This window comes from Paenibacillus sp. Soil750 (assembly GCF_001428045.1).
In the GTDB taxonomy this organism is placed as follows: Bacteria; Bacillota; Bacilli; order Paenibacillales; family NBRC-103111; genus Paenibacillus_E; species Paenibacillus_E allorhizoplanae.
Map to the genome: position 1 here is coordinate 1 of NZ_LMSD01000024.1, position 15,101 is coordinate 15,101.

Annotated in this window: 12 protein-coding genes; 4 read left to right on the top strand and 8 right to left on the bottom strand. The window is 47.1% G+C overall.

Annotation, left to right across the window (positions count from 1 at the left end; all coding sequences use genetic code 11):
* Window positions 1-385: 385 nt before the first annotated feature.
* The 5 genes from ASL11_RS22885 to ASL11_RS22905 all read right to left on the bottom strand — a co-directional run bounded on the left by ASL11_RS22885 (window position 386) and on the right by ASL11_RS22905 (window position 7,062).
* Window positions 386-1,240: a carbohydrate ABC transporter permease gene (locus ASL11_RS22885; RefSeq protein WP_056620317.1), complete on the bottom strand. Its 855-nt coding sequence runs from the start codon at window positions 1,238-1,240 to the stop codon at window positions 386-388.
* Window positions 1,241-1,286: 46 nt separating this feature from the next.
* Window positions 1,287-2,162 (bottom strand): carbohydrate ABC transporter permease, encoded by an 876-nt coding sequence (locus tag ASL11_RS22890; RefSeq protein WP_056620278.1) that lies wholly within the window; start codon window positions 2,160-2,162, stop codon window positions 1,287-1,289.
* A gap of 74 nt (window positions 2,163-2,236) precedes the next feature.
* The gene (locus ASL11_RS22895) at window positions 2,237-3,583 is read right to left on the bottom strand and encodes an extracellular solute-binding protein (RefSeq protein WP_056620280.1); all 1,347 of its coding nucleotides are present in this window, start codon (window positions 3,581-3,583) and stop codon (window positions 2,237-2,239) included.
* Between the two features lie 132 nt (window positions 3,584-3,715).
* Window positions 3,716-5,269, bottom strand: a complete 1,554-nt coding sequence (locus tag ASL11_RS22900) for a response regulator transcription factor (RefSeq protein WP_056620282.1) — start codon at window positions 5,267-5,269, stop codon at window positions 3,716-3,718.
* Window positions 5,266-7,062: a cache domain-containing sensor histidine kinase gene (locus tag ASL11_RS22905; RefSeq protein ID WP_056620284.1), complete on the bottom strand. Its 1,797-nt coding sequence runs from the start codon at window positions 7,060-7,062 to the stop codon at window positions 5,266-5,268. The genes ASL11_RS22900 and ASL11_RS22905 overlap by 4 nt, the downstream gene beginning before the upstream one ends.
* A 203-nt stretch (window positions 7,063-7,265) precedes the next feature.
* Between ASL11_RS22905 and ASL11_RS22910 the strand changes: the two genes are divergently transcribed.
* Genes ASL11_RS22910 through ASL11_RS22925 form a run of 4 tightly spaced genes read left to right on the top strand, consistent with a single transcriptional unit; the run spans window position 7,266 to window position 11,183 of the window.
* Window positions 7,266-7,928, top strand: a complete 663-nt coding sequence (locus tag ASL11_RS22910; RefSeq protein ID WP_056620287.1) for a helix-turn-helix transcriptional regulator — start codon at window positions 7,266-7,268, stop codon at window positions 7,926-7,928.
* Entirely contained in the window at window positions 7,925-9,031 is a 1,107-nt protein-coding gene (locus ASL11_RS22915) for an alanine racemase (RefSeq protein ID WP_056620288.1), read from the top strand. The genes ASL11_RS22910 and ASL11_RS22915 overlap by 4 nt, the downstream gene beginning before the upstream one ends.
* A 36-nt stretch (window positions 9,032-9,067) precedes the next feature.
* A complete protein-coding gene (locus tag ASL11_RS22920) occupies window positions 9,068-10,672 on the top strand; it encodes an N-acyl-D-amino-acid deacylase family protein (protein ID WP_056620289.1) in 1,605 nt (534 codons plus the stop codon).
* A 46-nt stretch (window positions 10,673-10,718) separates the two neighbouring features.
* Complete coding sequence (locus ASL11_RS22925; RefSeq protein WP_028557558.1) at window positions 10,719-11,183, top strand: RidA family protein; 465 nt, start codon at window positions 10,719-10,721, stop codon at window positions 11,181-11,183.
* 280 nt (window positions 11,184-11,463) lie between these two features.
* On the opposite strand, the gene ASL11_RS22930 is transcribed toward ASL11_RS22925, so the two are convergent.
* Genes ASL11_RS22930 through ASL11_RS22940 form a run of 3 tightly spaced genes read right to left on the bottom strand, consistent with a single transcriptional unit; the run spans window position 11,464 to window position 15,076 of the window.
* Entirely contained in the window at window positions 11,464-12,603 is a 1,140-nt protein-coding gene (locus ASL11_RS22930) for a toxic anion resistance protein (protein ID WP_056620290.1), read from the bottom strand.
* A 30-nt stretch (window positions 12,604-12,633) separates the two neighbouring features.
* A complete protein-coding gene (locus ASL11_RS22935; protein ID WP_056620291.1) occupies window positions 12,634-14,319 on the bottom strand; it encodes a vWA domain-containing protein in 1,686 nt (561 codons plus the stop codon).
* Between the two features lie 16 nt (window positions 14,320-14,335).
* The gene (locus ASL11_RS22940) at window positions 14,336-15,076 is read right to left on the bottom strand and encodes a hypothetical protein (RefSeq protein WP_056620292.1); all 741 of its coding nucleotides are present in this window, start codon (window positions 15,074-15,076) and stop codon (window positions 14,336-14,338) included.
* Between the last annotated feature and the right edge of the window lie 25 nt (window positions 15,077-15,101).

Genomic DNA, 15,101 nt, shown 5'->3' on the forward strand with positions numbered 1-15,101 from the left:
ACAATTGGTTACATGTCACCTGAGCAATTTGAGCAGCTATACTACCAGCAGGTCGCATAACTTAGTGACGTCCACTTTCTTGACAGAAGAGCATTTTTCCAGCTATTTCATTGACGAGCGCCTATTCTTAGTCTAGTTGTACCCTTCTGCTACTCTTCTGCTACTCTTCTGCTGCTCCGATTATGGTCTACTTCTACTTATCAGCTACTCTTCTCCACTTGTGCTTCAAGTTCTTATTTTCACACTTCTTCTGATTCAATAAACAGGCATACAGATGCAAAACTTTGCATCTGTATGCCTGTTTGATGATCACCATCGAAACGCTCTTCACGTTTCCCCACCCTGTAGAGTTGCAATTTATCACCACTGCAAGGGGCAGCTATTACTACCCCTTCACAGCACCAGCCGTCATGCCCTTCATAATCTGCTCCTGGAACAGCAGGAACACGATAATCGTTGGAAGCACAGCAATCGCTAGTGCAGCCATCGTCAATTCGTAATCGGTCATATATCCCGTGGCGAAGGCGGATAAGCTAAGCGGTACGGTTTTGAGTGCAGGCTTACTAATGAAAACAAGCGCGAAAGCGAAGTCATTCCAGAATCGTAGAAAGCCAAGAATGGCAACGGTTGATAGTGCAGGTACACTTAGCGGAAGCATCATGCGGAAGAAAATTCCCCAGTAGCCCGTACCGTCAATGAGCGCGGCTTCTTCGATTTCTTTTGGAATACTGACTAAGTAGGCCGCTACTATGAAGATCGCTAGTGGTAACTCAAATGCGACATAGGGGAAAATTAGTGCGCCGTACGTGTTCAACAGACCTATTTTTTTCATGATAATAAAGAGAGGTACTAGTGTGCTGTGAATCGGAATGAGCATGCCTAGCAGGAACAGTCCTGTGAAAAATGCCTTCAATTTAAACTCAAACCGCGCGATGACAAAGGCCGCCAATGCGCCTAGAATCAGTGTAAGTACTAAAGATGCCACCGTTACGACTGTGGAGTTCCACAAGGAGAGTCCCATTCCCGAAACTTTCCACGCGCGAACAAGGTTATCCCACTTCCAGACTGTTGGCAGCAAGAACGGCCGGGAATAAAACTCTTCATTTGATTTAACGGCACTAATAAATAACCATATTAATGGATACAACGTGACCAGGGCATATAAGGAAAGAACGGTATTGATGGCACCGCGCGTCCACACTTTACGTTGTTTAGCTCCAGCGGGAAAACCCGTTTGCATCGCTACAACCTGCTTCATAGATGTCCCTCCTGACGAATTATCGGTGTTAGCGATAGTCTCGCTTCATTAGATACTGACTGCCTACAATCAAGAGCAGGCTAAGAATAATAATCGCTGTGGAGAGTGCACTACCGAATCCGAAGCGATACACATTGAAGGTACTGTTATACATATAGGAAGCCAGCAATTCCGTGGAATGTGCAGGGCCTCCGCCTGTCATGACGTAAATCAGATCGAACGCCTTCAAGGAGCCCGAAATACAAAGCACGATCGCCACTTTCACCGTATCCCAAATCATTGGCAGTGTGACTGCAAATAGCTTACGTACCGGTCCGACGCCATCCAACTGGGCAGCATCATCAATTTCAGGAGAAATATTTTGTAAGGCAGCAATAAACATAATCATGTAAGGACCAATATAATTCCAGATGATCGGCACCATCAGTGCGAACATCGATACTTTCGGATCGGAGAGCCAAGCTTTCTTCCAGCTATCAAGGCCAACCCCATCAAGCAAGAAGTTCAGAATACCGATTTGCGGGTGGTAGATGTATCCCCAGATAATCCCGACAACGACAGAAGACAATACCATGGGCATAAAGACGGAAGCTCGAATGATACGTTGAAAAGGTGTGCTGCGCATCAAGAGAAGCGCTAGGATCATCGCGATCGGAACCTGTCCGAAGACTGAAGCAGCAACGATAAGCATGTTGTTTTTAAAAGCTTTCCAAAAGATCGGATCTGTAAATACTTCGATATAGTTATCCATCCCAATATATTTCGCTGCGCCAATGCCTTTCCAGTCAAAAAAGCCATAGTACGCCGACCAAAAGAGTGGAACGACAACAAAAAACAAATAGATGATTAAGGCTGGAAGGAGCCCTATGGTAATGAATCCTCTCATTCTTGCGGACACGTTCATGATGCCCCTCCTTGTAAGCTTTTTTTGGAAAAAAGGCTCCAGCCGAACTAAGGCTGGAGTCCTTTGGCCTAACCTTATTTACCGAGTGCTTTCGCTTGCGCATCTTGTACTTTCTTCGCAATATCTTCTGGCTTGCCGCCCATCAGAAGCTCTTGAAGTCCATTGTTCACGACATCTGCGCTTGATGAGCTCAGTCTGCCGTCGTAAACAGGCGTCATTTTCACGGTGCCCATCATTTTGTAAACTTCTGCGAATAGAGATGTTACTTTGCTTGTATCCAAAGCTACCTTGTAACTAACAAGCTGATTGCCTTCTAAGATGGCTTTCTGTGCTTCTGGACCAGACAATGCATAGATCAACTCGTAAGCAGCTGCTTTCTGTGCGCCAGTTACTTTTTTACTCATACCCAAGCCTGTTCCAACAACACCGGATAGTGTGTTCGGATCTCCCTTACCATTTGGTACGGAAGGTAAAACGGTAACAGCCATGTTCGCTAATGCTTCTTTGGAGGCGCTAGCTGCTAGGTTCGGCAATGCCCAGCCACCATCGATCATCATCGCTGCTTTCCCTTGCGCGAACATTTGCTCCATTTGTGTGTTATCAATGCTGTTGAAGCCTTCTTGGAAAGCTCCGGCCTTACCAAGCTGTTGTAAGTACGTCAAGGATTGAACAAATTCAGGATCCGTAAACTTCGCACCATTTTGATCAACAGCCTTCAAGAACCATTCTGTTCCTGTCACGCGGTCAGCCAATGAGCTTAGGATACTCGATTGTGCAACCCACGCTGCTTTGTTACCAAGTGCGATTGGTGTTACGTTATTCTTTTTGAACGTATCCACTAGCTTCATCATGTCGTCCCACGTTTTCGGTGGTTGTACGTTATATTTGTTGAAGATTTCTTTGTTGTAATAAAGAATAGATGTTGGAGATAAAGCCATTGGTGCTGCGTATGTTTTGCCAGAAATGGTGAAATCATCGAAGGAACCTGGCATAAAGTTGCCTTTCCACTCCGCTTTGCTATCAAGAAGCTCATTGATCGGTTGGATTAAGTCGCCACCGACGAACTCCTTCGTCATCACTCCAGGCCACATAACGAATAGATCTGGCATTTCATTTGCTGCTGCTACGGTTTTCAGGCGAGGACGGTAGCCATCGGGTGGTATCCCTTGAATATCCAACTCCACATTCGGATGATCCTTCTTGAACTTTTCCATATATTCGCGCATCGTTTTGGCACGTGTATCTTCGCCTGTATAGTTGTGCCAGATAGAAAGCTTAACTTTCTCACCAGGTTTCGCTGTCTCTGTTTTAGCTGGTGCCGTGCTATCTTTTGCCCCATCTGTAGTTCCATTCGACCCACAACCTGCTATCAACGAAAGTGACATCGCAGCCGCCAGTGTAACGATAAATGACTTTTTCATTTGTTCGGACCTCCTAAAAGTTTCGTAGCAACTAGCTCCTTTACTTGCAAGCGCTCTTCGTTACTACTTTAGTATAGGGGACATTTCTCTGCGCTGGTACGGGAGAGACTTCGGTGCGAAGGGGGTCATATTTCAGTCTTTGCCCCCTTGTCGATACTCGGATGGTGTTCTTCCCGTGTGCTTTTTGAACTGCTGAGTAAAGTATTTGATATCCTCATAACCCACTCGTCTAGCAATATCGCTCACTTTCATTTGCGTGCTCTGCACAATATCTATGGCTAATTTCATCCGTTCCCGAGTAACAAACTCGATATAGGTGCAGCCGGTCTCCCGCTTAAATACCTCACTGAAATGATTAGGATTGATATGGACATAACCTGCAACTTGCTGGAGCGTAATTGACTGATGTAAATGATCCCGAATGTACGCAATCGCCTTATGGATATACGCATACTTATTCTGATCGAGTCCCTGATGGAAAATATTCATGAGCGCTGACAACACCTTGAACACTTCCTCTTCAGGACGGCCTTCCCCCTCTAGCTTAGATAGCGCACTTAGTGCAGATAGATCTTGCTCTGCCGTACTAGCTCTCTCTAACCAGCGATGACCGGCTACTACAAGAGACTGTATATACCCTTGAACGGAAAGCGGTGTAGCTGAAGTATCCTCCAGCTGTGTGCGAACCTTGTGATTGACCCAATGTCTAAGGTCCGTCGCATTATCATTCATGAGAATCGCTGCAAGCTCCGACTCCTCTTTCTCCGTGCACACCGTGCGGCTCCCGCTTCGATCACGAATATCTTGGGGCGTGTAAAGGCCAGTCGAGCCCAGCAGCCCCTGATAAGCGAAAACTTCCTTGGCAGCACGGTAGGACTCTCTCAGACCCTCATCATCGTGCGCAACCGTTCCAAGCGCAGCGAAAACGGCGCATTTCAGTGTTTCAGTGACACGCTGAAGCGCCTTAAGAAGCCCCGCAGCATCCGTTACACCAACTTCATATCGGACGACAAGTACGAAATGATCCTTATTCATCAGCGTCACGCAAGGGAGCAGCTCGTACAACATATTCTCTGCGGCACCTTGCAGTAGATCAGCGAATGTCACCCAGCCCGAACAAGCTACGATAAGCACCTGTCTTGCAATCCCCGCACCATCATCCTCTGAGGTGTCGACGCCATTTTTATGAAACCATTGGTGAAGCTGTGTACGTGCCTCATCGTCATCGTGTAAGCCACGATTGAGTGCCCTTTCTAGCAATTGTGAGCGCAGAGCGGCCTGCCTACGGTTGTCCTGCTTCACCGACTCCCATTTATCCATGATGTTCTGCTTTGCTTTCAGCGCCGCTTTTATAATCTCCTCCGGACGGCTGGTTTTCAGCAAATAATCCGTTACCCCGCCGCGCAAAGCCTGTTGCGCGTAGTTGAAATCATCATATCCCGTGAGAATAACAATCTCCGTATCCGGTAGAATTAGCTTTATTTCCCGGGCAAGTTCAATACCGTCCATCCCTGACATCCGGATATCGGTCAAAACGATATGCGGCTTCTCGTGCGGAATACGTTCTAAAGCCTCTTCCGCTGATGCAGCTGCTGGCAGCAGCTCTAACCCAAGCTCTTTCCAATCAATCACGGTACATAGACCAGTCCGAATAATAACCTCGTCATCCACGATCAAAATTCTCATACCGACGACTCTCCCCTCTCACGCGGAATTAGGAATGTAATACGGGTACCTGTTCCCAATGTACTTTCCAGAACTAGTCCTGCCCCTGCTCCATAATGCAGCAGCAACCTGCGGTGAACGTTAATAAGTCCATAGCTGGTCACAACCTTCTTCCTCTCTTCATCCGCTTCACTTCGAATGCCAAGCTTCTGATTGGCCAAAGCCAATTGTCCATGAATATCTCTCAGCTTCACTTCATCCATCCCGATCCCTGTATCTTCCACAACAAATTTCATATCATGCTCACGCAGCTCGCCATGGACATAAATGTGTCCTTTGGTTTTTTTCTTCTGTATGCCGTGAATCAAGCTGTTCTCAATCAATGGCTGAAGCAGCAGCTTCAACATCACACTTTGCGTCATTTCAGGGTCAATAAAGAATTCAATCTCAAACTGATCCGGGAATCGAATCGCTTGAATATACGCATAGTTCCGTGCATGGGAAACTTCCTGCTGAACGACACAGAACTCCTCACCCTTATTTAAGCTAAAACGCAAAAAATCACTGAGCGCACCGACCATCTCGGCAATTTGTCGATCCTTATTCATCAAGGCAATCCAATGAATAGACGACAAGGTGTTATATAAAAAGTGCGGATTAATCTGTGCTTGCAGCGCCATAATATCCGCCTCCTTCTTCATCGCTTCGTTGAGCTGAACTTGAATCTTCAGACGGCTGATTCGGTCGCTGAGCTTATTGTAGCTATGAACGAGCAGGCCGACCTCATCTACGCTTTTCACCTCAAATGTCGGAATCATCTCGTCAGGATTCAGATCTTTGAGATATTTGGTCAATTTCATCAGCGGGTTGGTGACCCATCGCAAGAAATAAATGACCAGTGCCATCGCTAGCAAGAGCGCAATGAGAATGGTGACGGCTGTTACGGTCAGAACGAAGCCATTTTGCTTTTGATAGATTTCGGTCGGTATGAATCCGACTAGTTTCCAACCCACACGTGGAAGTCCGTTGTAGAGAACGGTATACGGATGCATCCCTTGCAGCACATTCGACACGCCGCTTGTTTCTGTAAGTCCATGCAAGTTGGGGAATACATCGGACATATCCTTCATCAGCCACTTCCGATCGCCGCCAGCAATAATACGATTATTCGCGTCTACCAAGACGACAAACCCGCTCGTTTCCCAGCCTGCATCCGTCAAATAATGTTCAATCTCTGATTGATCTAGAGAAAAGGATAAGGTGCCCAAAGTTTTGAATAGGCTGAAATCCCGAATCGGTCTGACCAGTGAAATGACCTTTCGTAAACCATCGGAAGTTTGAATGTCATAGAGCGGCGACCACCATTTGGGTGCTGATTTATTCGTTGTTTCGTACTGTTGCAAAAGTGGTGCCAAACCTGAATTCGTAATCGTTGTTGTATATAACACAGGATTACTGTTTTTCGGCGTAATGGTAATGTTGGCAATATACTTTTTGGAATAGGATAAGTTCCATAAGGTCCCGATAAGCTGCGAATACAGATTGATATCACTTTCTTCTTTGCCAAGGTAGGCCTGGACATCCCTCTGTCCGATCAAGAAGATCGACATGTTCTCCACGTCCTGAATAACAAAATCAAGCTTATCTGTCATCTGCCTCAGGGTATTCATCCCTGCTTCCTTCGCTTTATCCTCGGTGACCGAGGTTGCAATCCGATAAGAGACCGTTCCCATCGTAAGTAAAGGTAATACAACTGCGAATAAAATTAGCAATGAGAGCTTGCGATTGAGTGATTTGGCAAACCACCGCTTCATGGGAAATCCTCCATTCATCTAGCAATCCATCTTCTGGCAACACTTAGCATTCCACATACCCTAATCTTTTTACCATAGTATCATGAGCGATACTGGAAAATCATACTTTTTTTTAGTCTAACAAACTTTTTGTTTGACATTCAGAAAGTTTGTGTTACCATTTTGCTCAGAATAACCTACAACCTGTGAGGGGGATAACCGGTATGGAATCCATTCAGGATGAATTCGTATTTTTGACAGATATGGTAACAGGCCTTGCCGCTCAATTCGGCGAGAACTGTGAGGTCGTGCTGCACGATTTGACGGGTGCTTATGATAGTTCTATCGTCGCCATTGCCAACGGTCACATCACGGGACGTAAAGTCGGAGATCCTGGCACGAATCTAGGTCTTGAGCTGCTGCGAGGCAATCATGTAAACGGCAACAAATTCAACTATTTGACCCAAACGAAGGACGGCCGCATTCTGCGATCCAGCTCGATGTATATGAAAAATAAAGCAGGCAAAATCATCGGTTCACTCTGCATCAACATGGACATCACGGATCTCATGGTCGCCGAGAAAACATTGAAGAACCTCATTAATCCCGCTGGTGAGCAATCCGAGGTAAGGGAATCGTTCGTAACGAGCGTAAGCGATCTACTCGATGCCCTGATTCAAGAAGCGCAAGAGGTCATCGACAAACCCGTTGCCGTCATGACCAAGGAAGATAAGATGCGCATGATTCAGCTTCTCGATGCGAAAGGTGCTTTTCTCATTAAAAAAGGCGGCGAGAAAATCTGCACCTATCTCAACATTTCCAAATACACCCTTTACAGCCATCTGGAAGAGGGCAAAAGTAACGCGAAAGAGAGTGAATCCCTATGACCATCTCCCTAGAAACGCCTTGCGTCCTTATTGATACAGATATTCTGGCACGGAATATAGCAACCATGGCAGAACGTGTTCGGCAAAATGGTGTTAAACTACGTCCGCATGCGAAAACGCATAAGCTTCCTTCTGTCGCTCAGCAACAAATTGACGCCGGTGCTGTTGGCATTACGGTGGCAAAAGTGTCAGAGGCCGAGGTTATGGCGGCGCATGGAATTCCTAATATCTTTATCGCGTATCCTTTGGTGACCGCGAGCAAGATCGAACGAGCTATTCGTATCAGCGAGCAGATTGAGCTTATCGTTGGGGTCGACAGCTTGGCTGGCGCCCAGCTGATGGAGCAAACCGCGGCCAAGCATGGTCATACGCTGCAGGTTCGGTTAGAGATTGACACCGGGCTGCGCAGAACCGGTGTGCCGTATGAGGCGGCGGCCGCGCTTGCCACGGAGATTGCGGGAATGTCGCGTCTGCGGCTGACCGGCATCTACACGTTCCGCGGCGCCTTGCTTGCCGGCAAGCCCACGCTCGACGTGGCGGCCGCCGGTCTTGAAGAGGGCCAGCTGATGGTACAGCTGGCTGACCGCCTTAGAGCCGAGGGCATCGCCATCGCGGATGTCAGCGTTGGCTCGACGCCGACGGCTTTGTATGCCGCGGCGGTTGAAGGGGTGACGGAGGTCCGTCCCGGCACCTACGTCTATCAAGACCGGATGCAGGCGCAGCTTGGCATCTGCGATCTCGAGGACTGCGCCGGCAGCCTGCTCGTCACCGTCGTGAGCCGCCCTTCGGCGGATCTAGCGATCGTTGACGGTGGCAGCAAAACCTTCGCGACCGATGTGCAGCCAGGCACGCATCCCTTGCAGCTGCGCGGCTTCGGCCATATTCATGGCCTGGAAGATGCGCTTCTCGTGCGGATGACCGAAGAGCATGGCATGGTGGAGCTTGGCCCATTGGCGCAAGCTGCTGACCTGAAAGTCGGCGACCAGCTGCGCATTATTCCGAATCATATTTGCAGTACGATTAACCTGCACAATCATGTTGTGATGCAACGCGGTGACATATTTGAACGTGTGCCTGTGCTTGCACGAGGCATGCTGGAATAGCTGTAATTGCTTGAATAAATTGGGAGGTGCCCCATCATGTTGGATCTTATTTTGAAAAACGGACGCATCGTCGATGGCACTGGTAATCCTTGGTTTGCTGGCGACGTTGGCATCCAAGGAAACAAAATCGTCGCTGTTGGTCAACTTCATGAGGATGCTTTGAAGGTCATCGATGTGAATAAGCAAGTCATCTCACCTGGCTTTATTGATGGCCACTGCCATTCCGATCTGATGATCTTTGATTATCCACATAGTGAAATCAAAATGCGTCAAGGCGTTACAGCCGAAGTCGTCGGCAACTGCGGGCTCGCTCCTGCTCCCTTCATCCCTTCTCAAGCTGAGCTTCTCCAAAGCTATGTTCAGCCGGTGTTAGGTCAAACCAAATGGCAATGGCCATGGGAAACGGTTGCGGAATATATGGATGCCGTCGCGAACTCGCGTCCATCTGAGCATATGGCCACCTATGTGGCGCATGGCGCACTGCGTATCGCGGTGATGGGCTTCGCCAATCGGCCAGCAACCTTGCCAGAAATCGCACAGATGAAGGCGATGCTCGAAGATGGCCTGCGAGCCGGTGCGATTGGCTTCTCCATCGGGCTGCTCTACGCGCCAGGCAGCTACACGAGCAAAGAAGAAATTGCCGAGTTATGCTCCGTATTGCCGAAGTATAACGGTCTTTTCTCCACGCATATTCGTGGTGAAGGCAACAATTTATTGCCTTCCGTTAAGGAAGTCATCTGGATTGCCGAAAAAGCCGGCGTTTCCCTGCACATCTCTCACCTCAAAGCAGCTGGTAAGCGCAATTGGGGACAAATCACCGATGCGTTGGAACTCATTGAAGATGCGCGCTCTCGTGGTATGGACGTTACTTGTGATGTGTATCCGTATAATGCAGGTTCCACGAGCTTAACCACGATTCTTCCTCCTTGGGTACTCGAAGGCGGAATCGAAAGTGCGCTTGAGGTGCTGCGTGATCCTTCGCTTCGTGCCCGTGTTCGCGAAGAATTGAGCCACGAACAGACGGCGTGGGACAACTTGGTTTGTTCCACAGGCTGGCAAAGTGTGTTCCTTTCCGCCATGCATACGGAGCGCAATCGCCATCTCGAAGGCAAGCACCTTGCCGAGATCAGCGAAATCCGCGGGCAAGAGCCAGCGGATTGTATGATGGATCTCCTTTTGGAAGAAGAAGGCCGAATCTCTATTGTCTACTTCCATATGTCTGACGAAGATGTGAAGCAAGTTGTTGCTTACGATAAATCGCTCATCGCGTCAGATAGTCTCACTTGTGATACCGGGAAGCCGCACCCTCGCTTATATGGGACGTTCCCTCGTGTATTTGCGAAGTATGTCCGCGAGAATCGTATTTTGACCCTGGAGCAAGCGGTGCGCAAAGTGACATCGTTCCCTGTTCAGCGCTTCAAGCTCGGTAAGCGAGGGCTGATTGTTCCTGGCTACATCGCGGATGTAGCGGTGTTCAATCCGGATACCATTCAGGATCATGCGACGTTCGAAAATCCGAGACAGTATCCTGATGGCATCTCGCATGTTGTCGTGAATGGCGCGCTATCGTTGACCGGCGGTCAACACACGCATGCGCGGGAAGGCAGCTTCATTCGCGCACAGCATTGCTGCAAGCACTAAATTTTCTAATAAACCTAAACCTAACTTTGACTTGGAGGTCATTCATATGTCCGTTATTGAACAACGTTTGCAAGAGCTTGGTATCACGCTTCCCCCTTCCCCAGAACCGCGTTTCACGTATATTCCATGCAATCAAACAGGTAACTTGATTTACTTATCCGGCCAAGATTGCCGTATCAACGGTGAGCTCATGTATGAAGGTAAACTCGGCCGTGAAGTCACGATTGAGCAAGGTCAAGAGGCAGCTCGTCAGACGATCATAAACTGCTTAGCGGTGATGAAAGGGTATCTTGGTGATTTGGATCGTGTAGTCAAAATCGTCAAAATGCTCGGCTTCGTCAACAGTGAATCTGGCTTTGGCGACCAACCTTATGTGATCAACGGTGCGTCCAACCTGCTCGTTGAGATCTTTGGCGAAAATGGCAAACATGCCCGTTCCGCGATCGGCACGAGCGATCTTCCTTTCCACACACCTGTGGAAATTGAGTTGATTGTTGAGATTCGTGACTAAGGAACCTTTGGCCAATAGTCGAAACCAATTAACTGGAAAATGTACAGCTATTTCGCAGAAAATTCCCCGAATTTTTGATTTAAATGGAAAATAGGTAGTTAATTATCACCAATTTCGCTCAAAAGGTTAAACTCGCAATAATTAACTACAGGTAATCCAGTTATACGGCATTTGAGCTGATTTTTTAAGGAATTTACTACAGAAAATCCAGTTATCCACAGCGAGCCCTGGAACAAACAAAAAGGAACCTCAGACTTTAACAAGTCCAAGGTTCCTTTCCTTATAACCCCACAGCCGCGCCTCTCTCCAGCCGCAAAATCTGCTTCTCTCCCGTTTCAGCCAGCTCACGGAACTGGGTAATCGTTTCACGCATTTTCGGAAGCGCTTCTTGCTTATAGGTACTGATCGCCTGCAAGGCTTCAAAGCTGTCGGCGAATGCTTTTTTAAGCGAATCTACTGAGATGCTGGCCTCAATGGCGCCTTTTTGAATATCCACACCTTGTTGTTTCAACATCTGCCCCGTATGTTCAATAAACGTATTGGTCGTATTGTACAACGCGTTGAGTTGCTTCAGCACTACCCGCTGATTGGCTAGCGCACTTGCCGCTGTAACGGCGACACGCAAAGCCGCTACCGTTACCGTGCTTGCACGATCCACGCCGCGGATAAGTTCCTTATTATTCCGGATAACAACCTCAAAGGTAATAAAGCCTTGTTGATTGACCGCCATCATCGCTTGCATATCCAAGGTTCTCTGACGAAGTGGAAAAAGCACCTCTTCCGTTATGAATTGGATCTTCTCTGGATCATCATTTCGGGCTTTGGCGAGCGCGATTTGTGCTTCAATGGATTCATCCATATAGGAAACTAGCTGAATCTCCTTACGGAGCTTTTTGGTAAGATCACGCAGTGCATGCTGTTCGAGAAGAAGTGTCGTATTGTCATCTTTCAACCCTAATTTCCCTTTATTCAGCGTTTCGATAATTTCGGCAATGACCATGTCCGCTTTATCAAACTGGTGGAAGTAGGATCGGAGTGGGTTAAAAAACTTCCCTAGAAACCCGCGTTTGACGAAGTCGATCCCACTAGGATCGAGATCCTTCATTTGGAGTTGCAGCTCCCCAAGCCCTTTGGCAACGATTCCCCCCTCGTCACCCGCCCTCGATAGCTGCCCTATCGTTACTTGGAGTAAAGAATTTTTCTGTGAGGATGCTCGCATTGTCTCAATACCAAAGTTTTCTACCGCTGCCAAAATATTTTTGCGTTTCTCCAGTGAGTCGAGATCGATCTCCATAATCGTCTGTACATTCTGTTCGGCTTGCGCTTTCAGTTTAACAACTTCCTCTGGAACAGGCTTCACTTGCTCCTCTACAACGGCTTTAAGCAGCTCATCGCCAGCAATCTCCAACGAAAACGACATTCTAACTCCCCCTCAAAAGGTAAATTAACCCTACATCTGGACGTTAAGCAGATTACTTATTTTATAAACAACATCATCCGTGTCCGCATTAATGCTCGCCGCCTCATTGATACTGGAAATACTCTGAAGCGCCGCAATATCGGCATTATAACCAATCGTATAGATGGGAATTTGCAACGTCTCGATCAATCCTCGGATGTCCTTCAAGGAATGTCCTGCATTGGTTTCCCCATCACTCAATACGAAGATGATCGGTTTCACATTCGGATCTGCTACCATATAGTCTTGCAGCATTTTCATTGCAACGGCAATGGCATCAAACGTCGCTGTTCCTCCCCCTGCTTGTAGCGTACCTACGGTACCCACAAACAGCGATTGCTGATTCGTATCGTACTTGGCAATGGGGAGATTAATCGTCACACCATTCGAATAGGATACAAGACCAATTCTATTTTCTTTGCCAAGATATTTCTGACCTTTGAGCAGAGATTCTTTCAATCGACTAATGGGTTTACCGTCCATGCTGCCAGATACATCCGTAACAAAAACAGCGGCAAGAGGCTTGCTTCCGTTCTTCTTTTCTTTCCAAACCTTTTGAGCAGAAGAAAGTGTATTTCCATCGATGGCAGGGAGCTCACTCTTGTAATTTTCTAGCCCATTAAACCCTTTATCCTTGGCTGATTGTTGATATTTCGCCTGTGTAACGAATTCAGCAAATCGCTTAATCACATCAAGTTTCACGATCGGCAAATCACCAAGAGCATAGAGTGGGCTATCATGTCTATATCCAAAAGGTGTAAACACATAGTCATTCGTCAGCTCCGCAGCATTCTGAAATGTCTGGTATTCCAGCACGAAGCCATCCAGCATTCCTGACTTCGCAGCATCTCGCATTTGAATGGTTGTAGATGCGATAAAGGGCACGTTCGTTTGGAATTTCTCGAATTCTAGAACGGCCTTCTCACTAATTGGGTTTTTATTATCCCATGTGCTTAAAGCTGTTACGAGAAAATTGAGGCCGGTTGAACTCGCGAAAGGGTCCGTATAACCCATAGCAAATTCGTTATTTGAAATAGCTTGCGTCACGGTATTTACATTGATGGAGCCGTATTTGGCAACGAGGGCATCATATTTTTTCTTCGAAATCACAATACCGGGGACATTTCCTACCAGACTTTTTGTGACAAGTTGTATTTTCGGACCGCCAGATTTGATCATCTCCCCCCATAACTCATTCGAAGGTGTAAAAGCATCCGGCACATATTTGCCTGACTTGATATAGTCCGTCGCCGTTCCAGAAGCAATATTGCGAATTTTGACAGAGGCCGTCTTCCCGTTAACCACAATCTGCGCTTTATTAAATTCGTTCGCTACATCCGTTAACCAACCATCCACGCCACTGCCGGATTTCTCTGTCGAGGAGAAAATTTCTACGAAATAATCCGTCGTATTATTCACCGTAATTGGAAATTTCGAAATATCAGGCAGAGATGAAGCGACATCCGCTGGATTAATATCAATCTGTCCTTTGACTGGTGTTCCGTTCACCACTGAGATCTTCTCGTACATCTTGTTCAATTGCTTTACAGCACTCTCCGCTGTCACTTGAGTTTGGGATTTACCAATATTGGCCGTGAAAGAAACGCCAGCATAAACACCGATAAATACAATAATCACAATAAGCAGCGATATAAAGAAGAACTTCGTTTTATTCATGTTTTGAGCACCACCTCTACTGTTTGTAGAATTGTGTTTGCTTGATCAAAGCATCAATCTCTTGCATGCCCGGCATTTGCCCGATATCACCAATCTCCAGACTATCTAGTCGAGAAATTTCTAACAGCAACCTATCCAATTTGAGCAAAATTTCTTCATTAATATGTAAAGCGGATTTAACAAACGACATATGTGCTTTATACACGGTTCTTTTTTCTTGCAAAAGCTCGGGGGACAACTGGCTCGTATTTTGTTTAGAGATACTTTGAAACTCCTCTTCATCGAACACATGGAGACGGTTTATCATACTCCGAATATTGTGAAAAAATAACTTCTCCACCTCTTGCGTCGTATAAGCAAATTTCTGAAAGCTAAGTCCGCTCGGTTCAAACCTCTGGATAAGGATACTTCGTATGGTATCTTGTTTTTTACGCATTCGCTCCAATTGGTGCAAGCCAAGCGCGATTTCCTGTGAGAGGGATTTGACACCTTTGAATTGTCTCAAAGCATCCTCCAAATCCTCGGTGCTCTTCATCTGTTTGACGGGAAGTCGAACGTTCGGCTTCATGACTACGCTATAAATGCCAAACAGCAATACCAGGGTGCTTCCGAGCAGAATGGAAACGGTGAGTGCCGTTTGTAACGCACTGTGTCCGATTCCAATGCCTAGAAGTCCCGGTGAAAGCATGACAATATCAAACAAGGCGACCCCACTCGTTAGCACAAATAATTTCATTATTTTACTTGCGGCTTCCATCAAAGGGAATAACTCCTCTCTTCGC

What these genes read in the sequence shown, in the direction of transcription:
- ASL11_RS22885 (WP_056620317.1), bottom strand. Translation starts at nt 1,240, where the DNA reads ATGCAAACGGGTTTTCCCGCTGGAGCTAAACAACGTAAAGTGTGGACG.
- ASL11_RS22890 (WP_056620278.1), bottom strand. Translation starts at nt 2,162, where the DNA reads ATGAACGTGTCCGCAAGAATGAGAGGATTCATTACCATAGGGCTCCTT.
- ASL11_RS22895 (WP_056620280.1), bottom strand. Translation starts at nt 3,583, where the DNA reads ATGAAAAAGTCATTTATCGTTACACTGGCGGCTGCGATGTCACTTTCG.
- ASL11_RS22900 (WP_056620282.1), bottom strand. Translation starts at nt 5,269, where the DNA reads ATGAGAATTTTGATCGTGGATGACGAGGTTATTATTCGGACTGGTCTA.
- ASL11_RS22905 (WP_056620284.1), bottom strand. Translation starts at nt 7,062, where the DNA reads ATGAAGCGGTGGTTTGCCAAATCACTCAATCGCAAGCTCTCATTGCTA.
- ASL11_RS22910 (WP_056620287.1), top strand. Translation starts at nt 7,266, where the DNA reads ATGGAATCCATTCAGGATGAATTCGTATTTTTGACAGATATGGTAACA.
- ASL11_RS22915 (WP_056620288.1), top strand. Translation starts at nt 7,925, where the DNA reads ATGACCATCTCCCTAGAAACGCCTTGCGTCCTTATTGATACAGATATT.
- ASL11_RS22920 (WP_056620289.1), top strand. Translation starts at nt 9,068, where the DNA reads ATGTTGGATCTTATTTTGAAAAACGGACGCATCGTCGATGGCACTGGT.
- ASL11_RS22925 (WP_028557558.1), top strand. Translation starts at nt 10,719, where the DNA reads ATGTCCGTTATTGAACAACGTTTGCAAGAGCTTGGTATCACGCTTCCC.
- ASL11_RS22930 (WP_056620290.1), bottom strand. Translation starts at nt 12,603, where the DNA reads ATGTCGTTTTCGTTGGAGATTGCTGGCGATGAGCTGCTTAAAGCCGTT.
- ASL11_RS22935 (WP_056620291.1), bottom strand. Translation starts at nt 14,319, where the DNA reads ATGAATAAAACGAAGTTCTTCTTTATATCGCTGCTTATTGTGATTATT.
- ASL11_RS22940 (WP_056620292.1), bottom strand. Translation starts at nt 15,076, where the DNA reads ATGGAAGCCGCAAGTAAAATAATGAAATTATTTGTGCTAACGAGTGGG.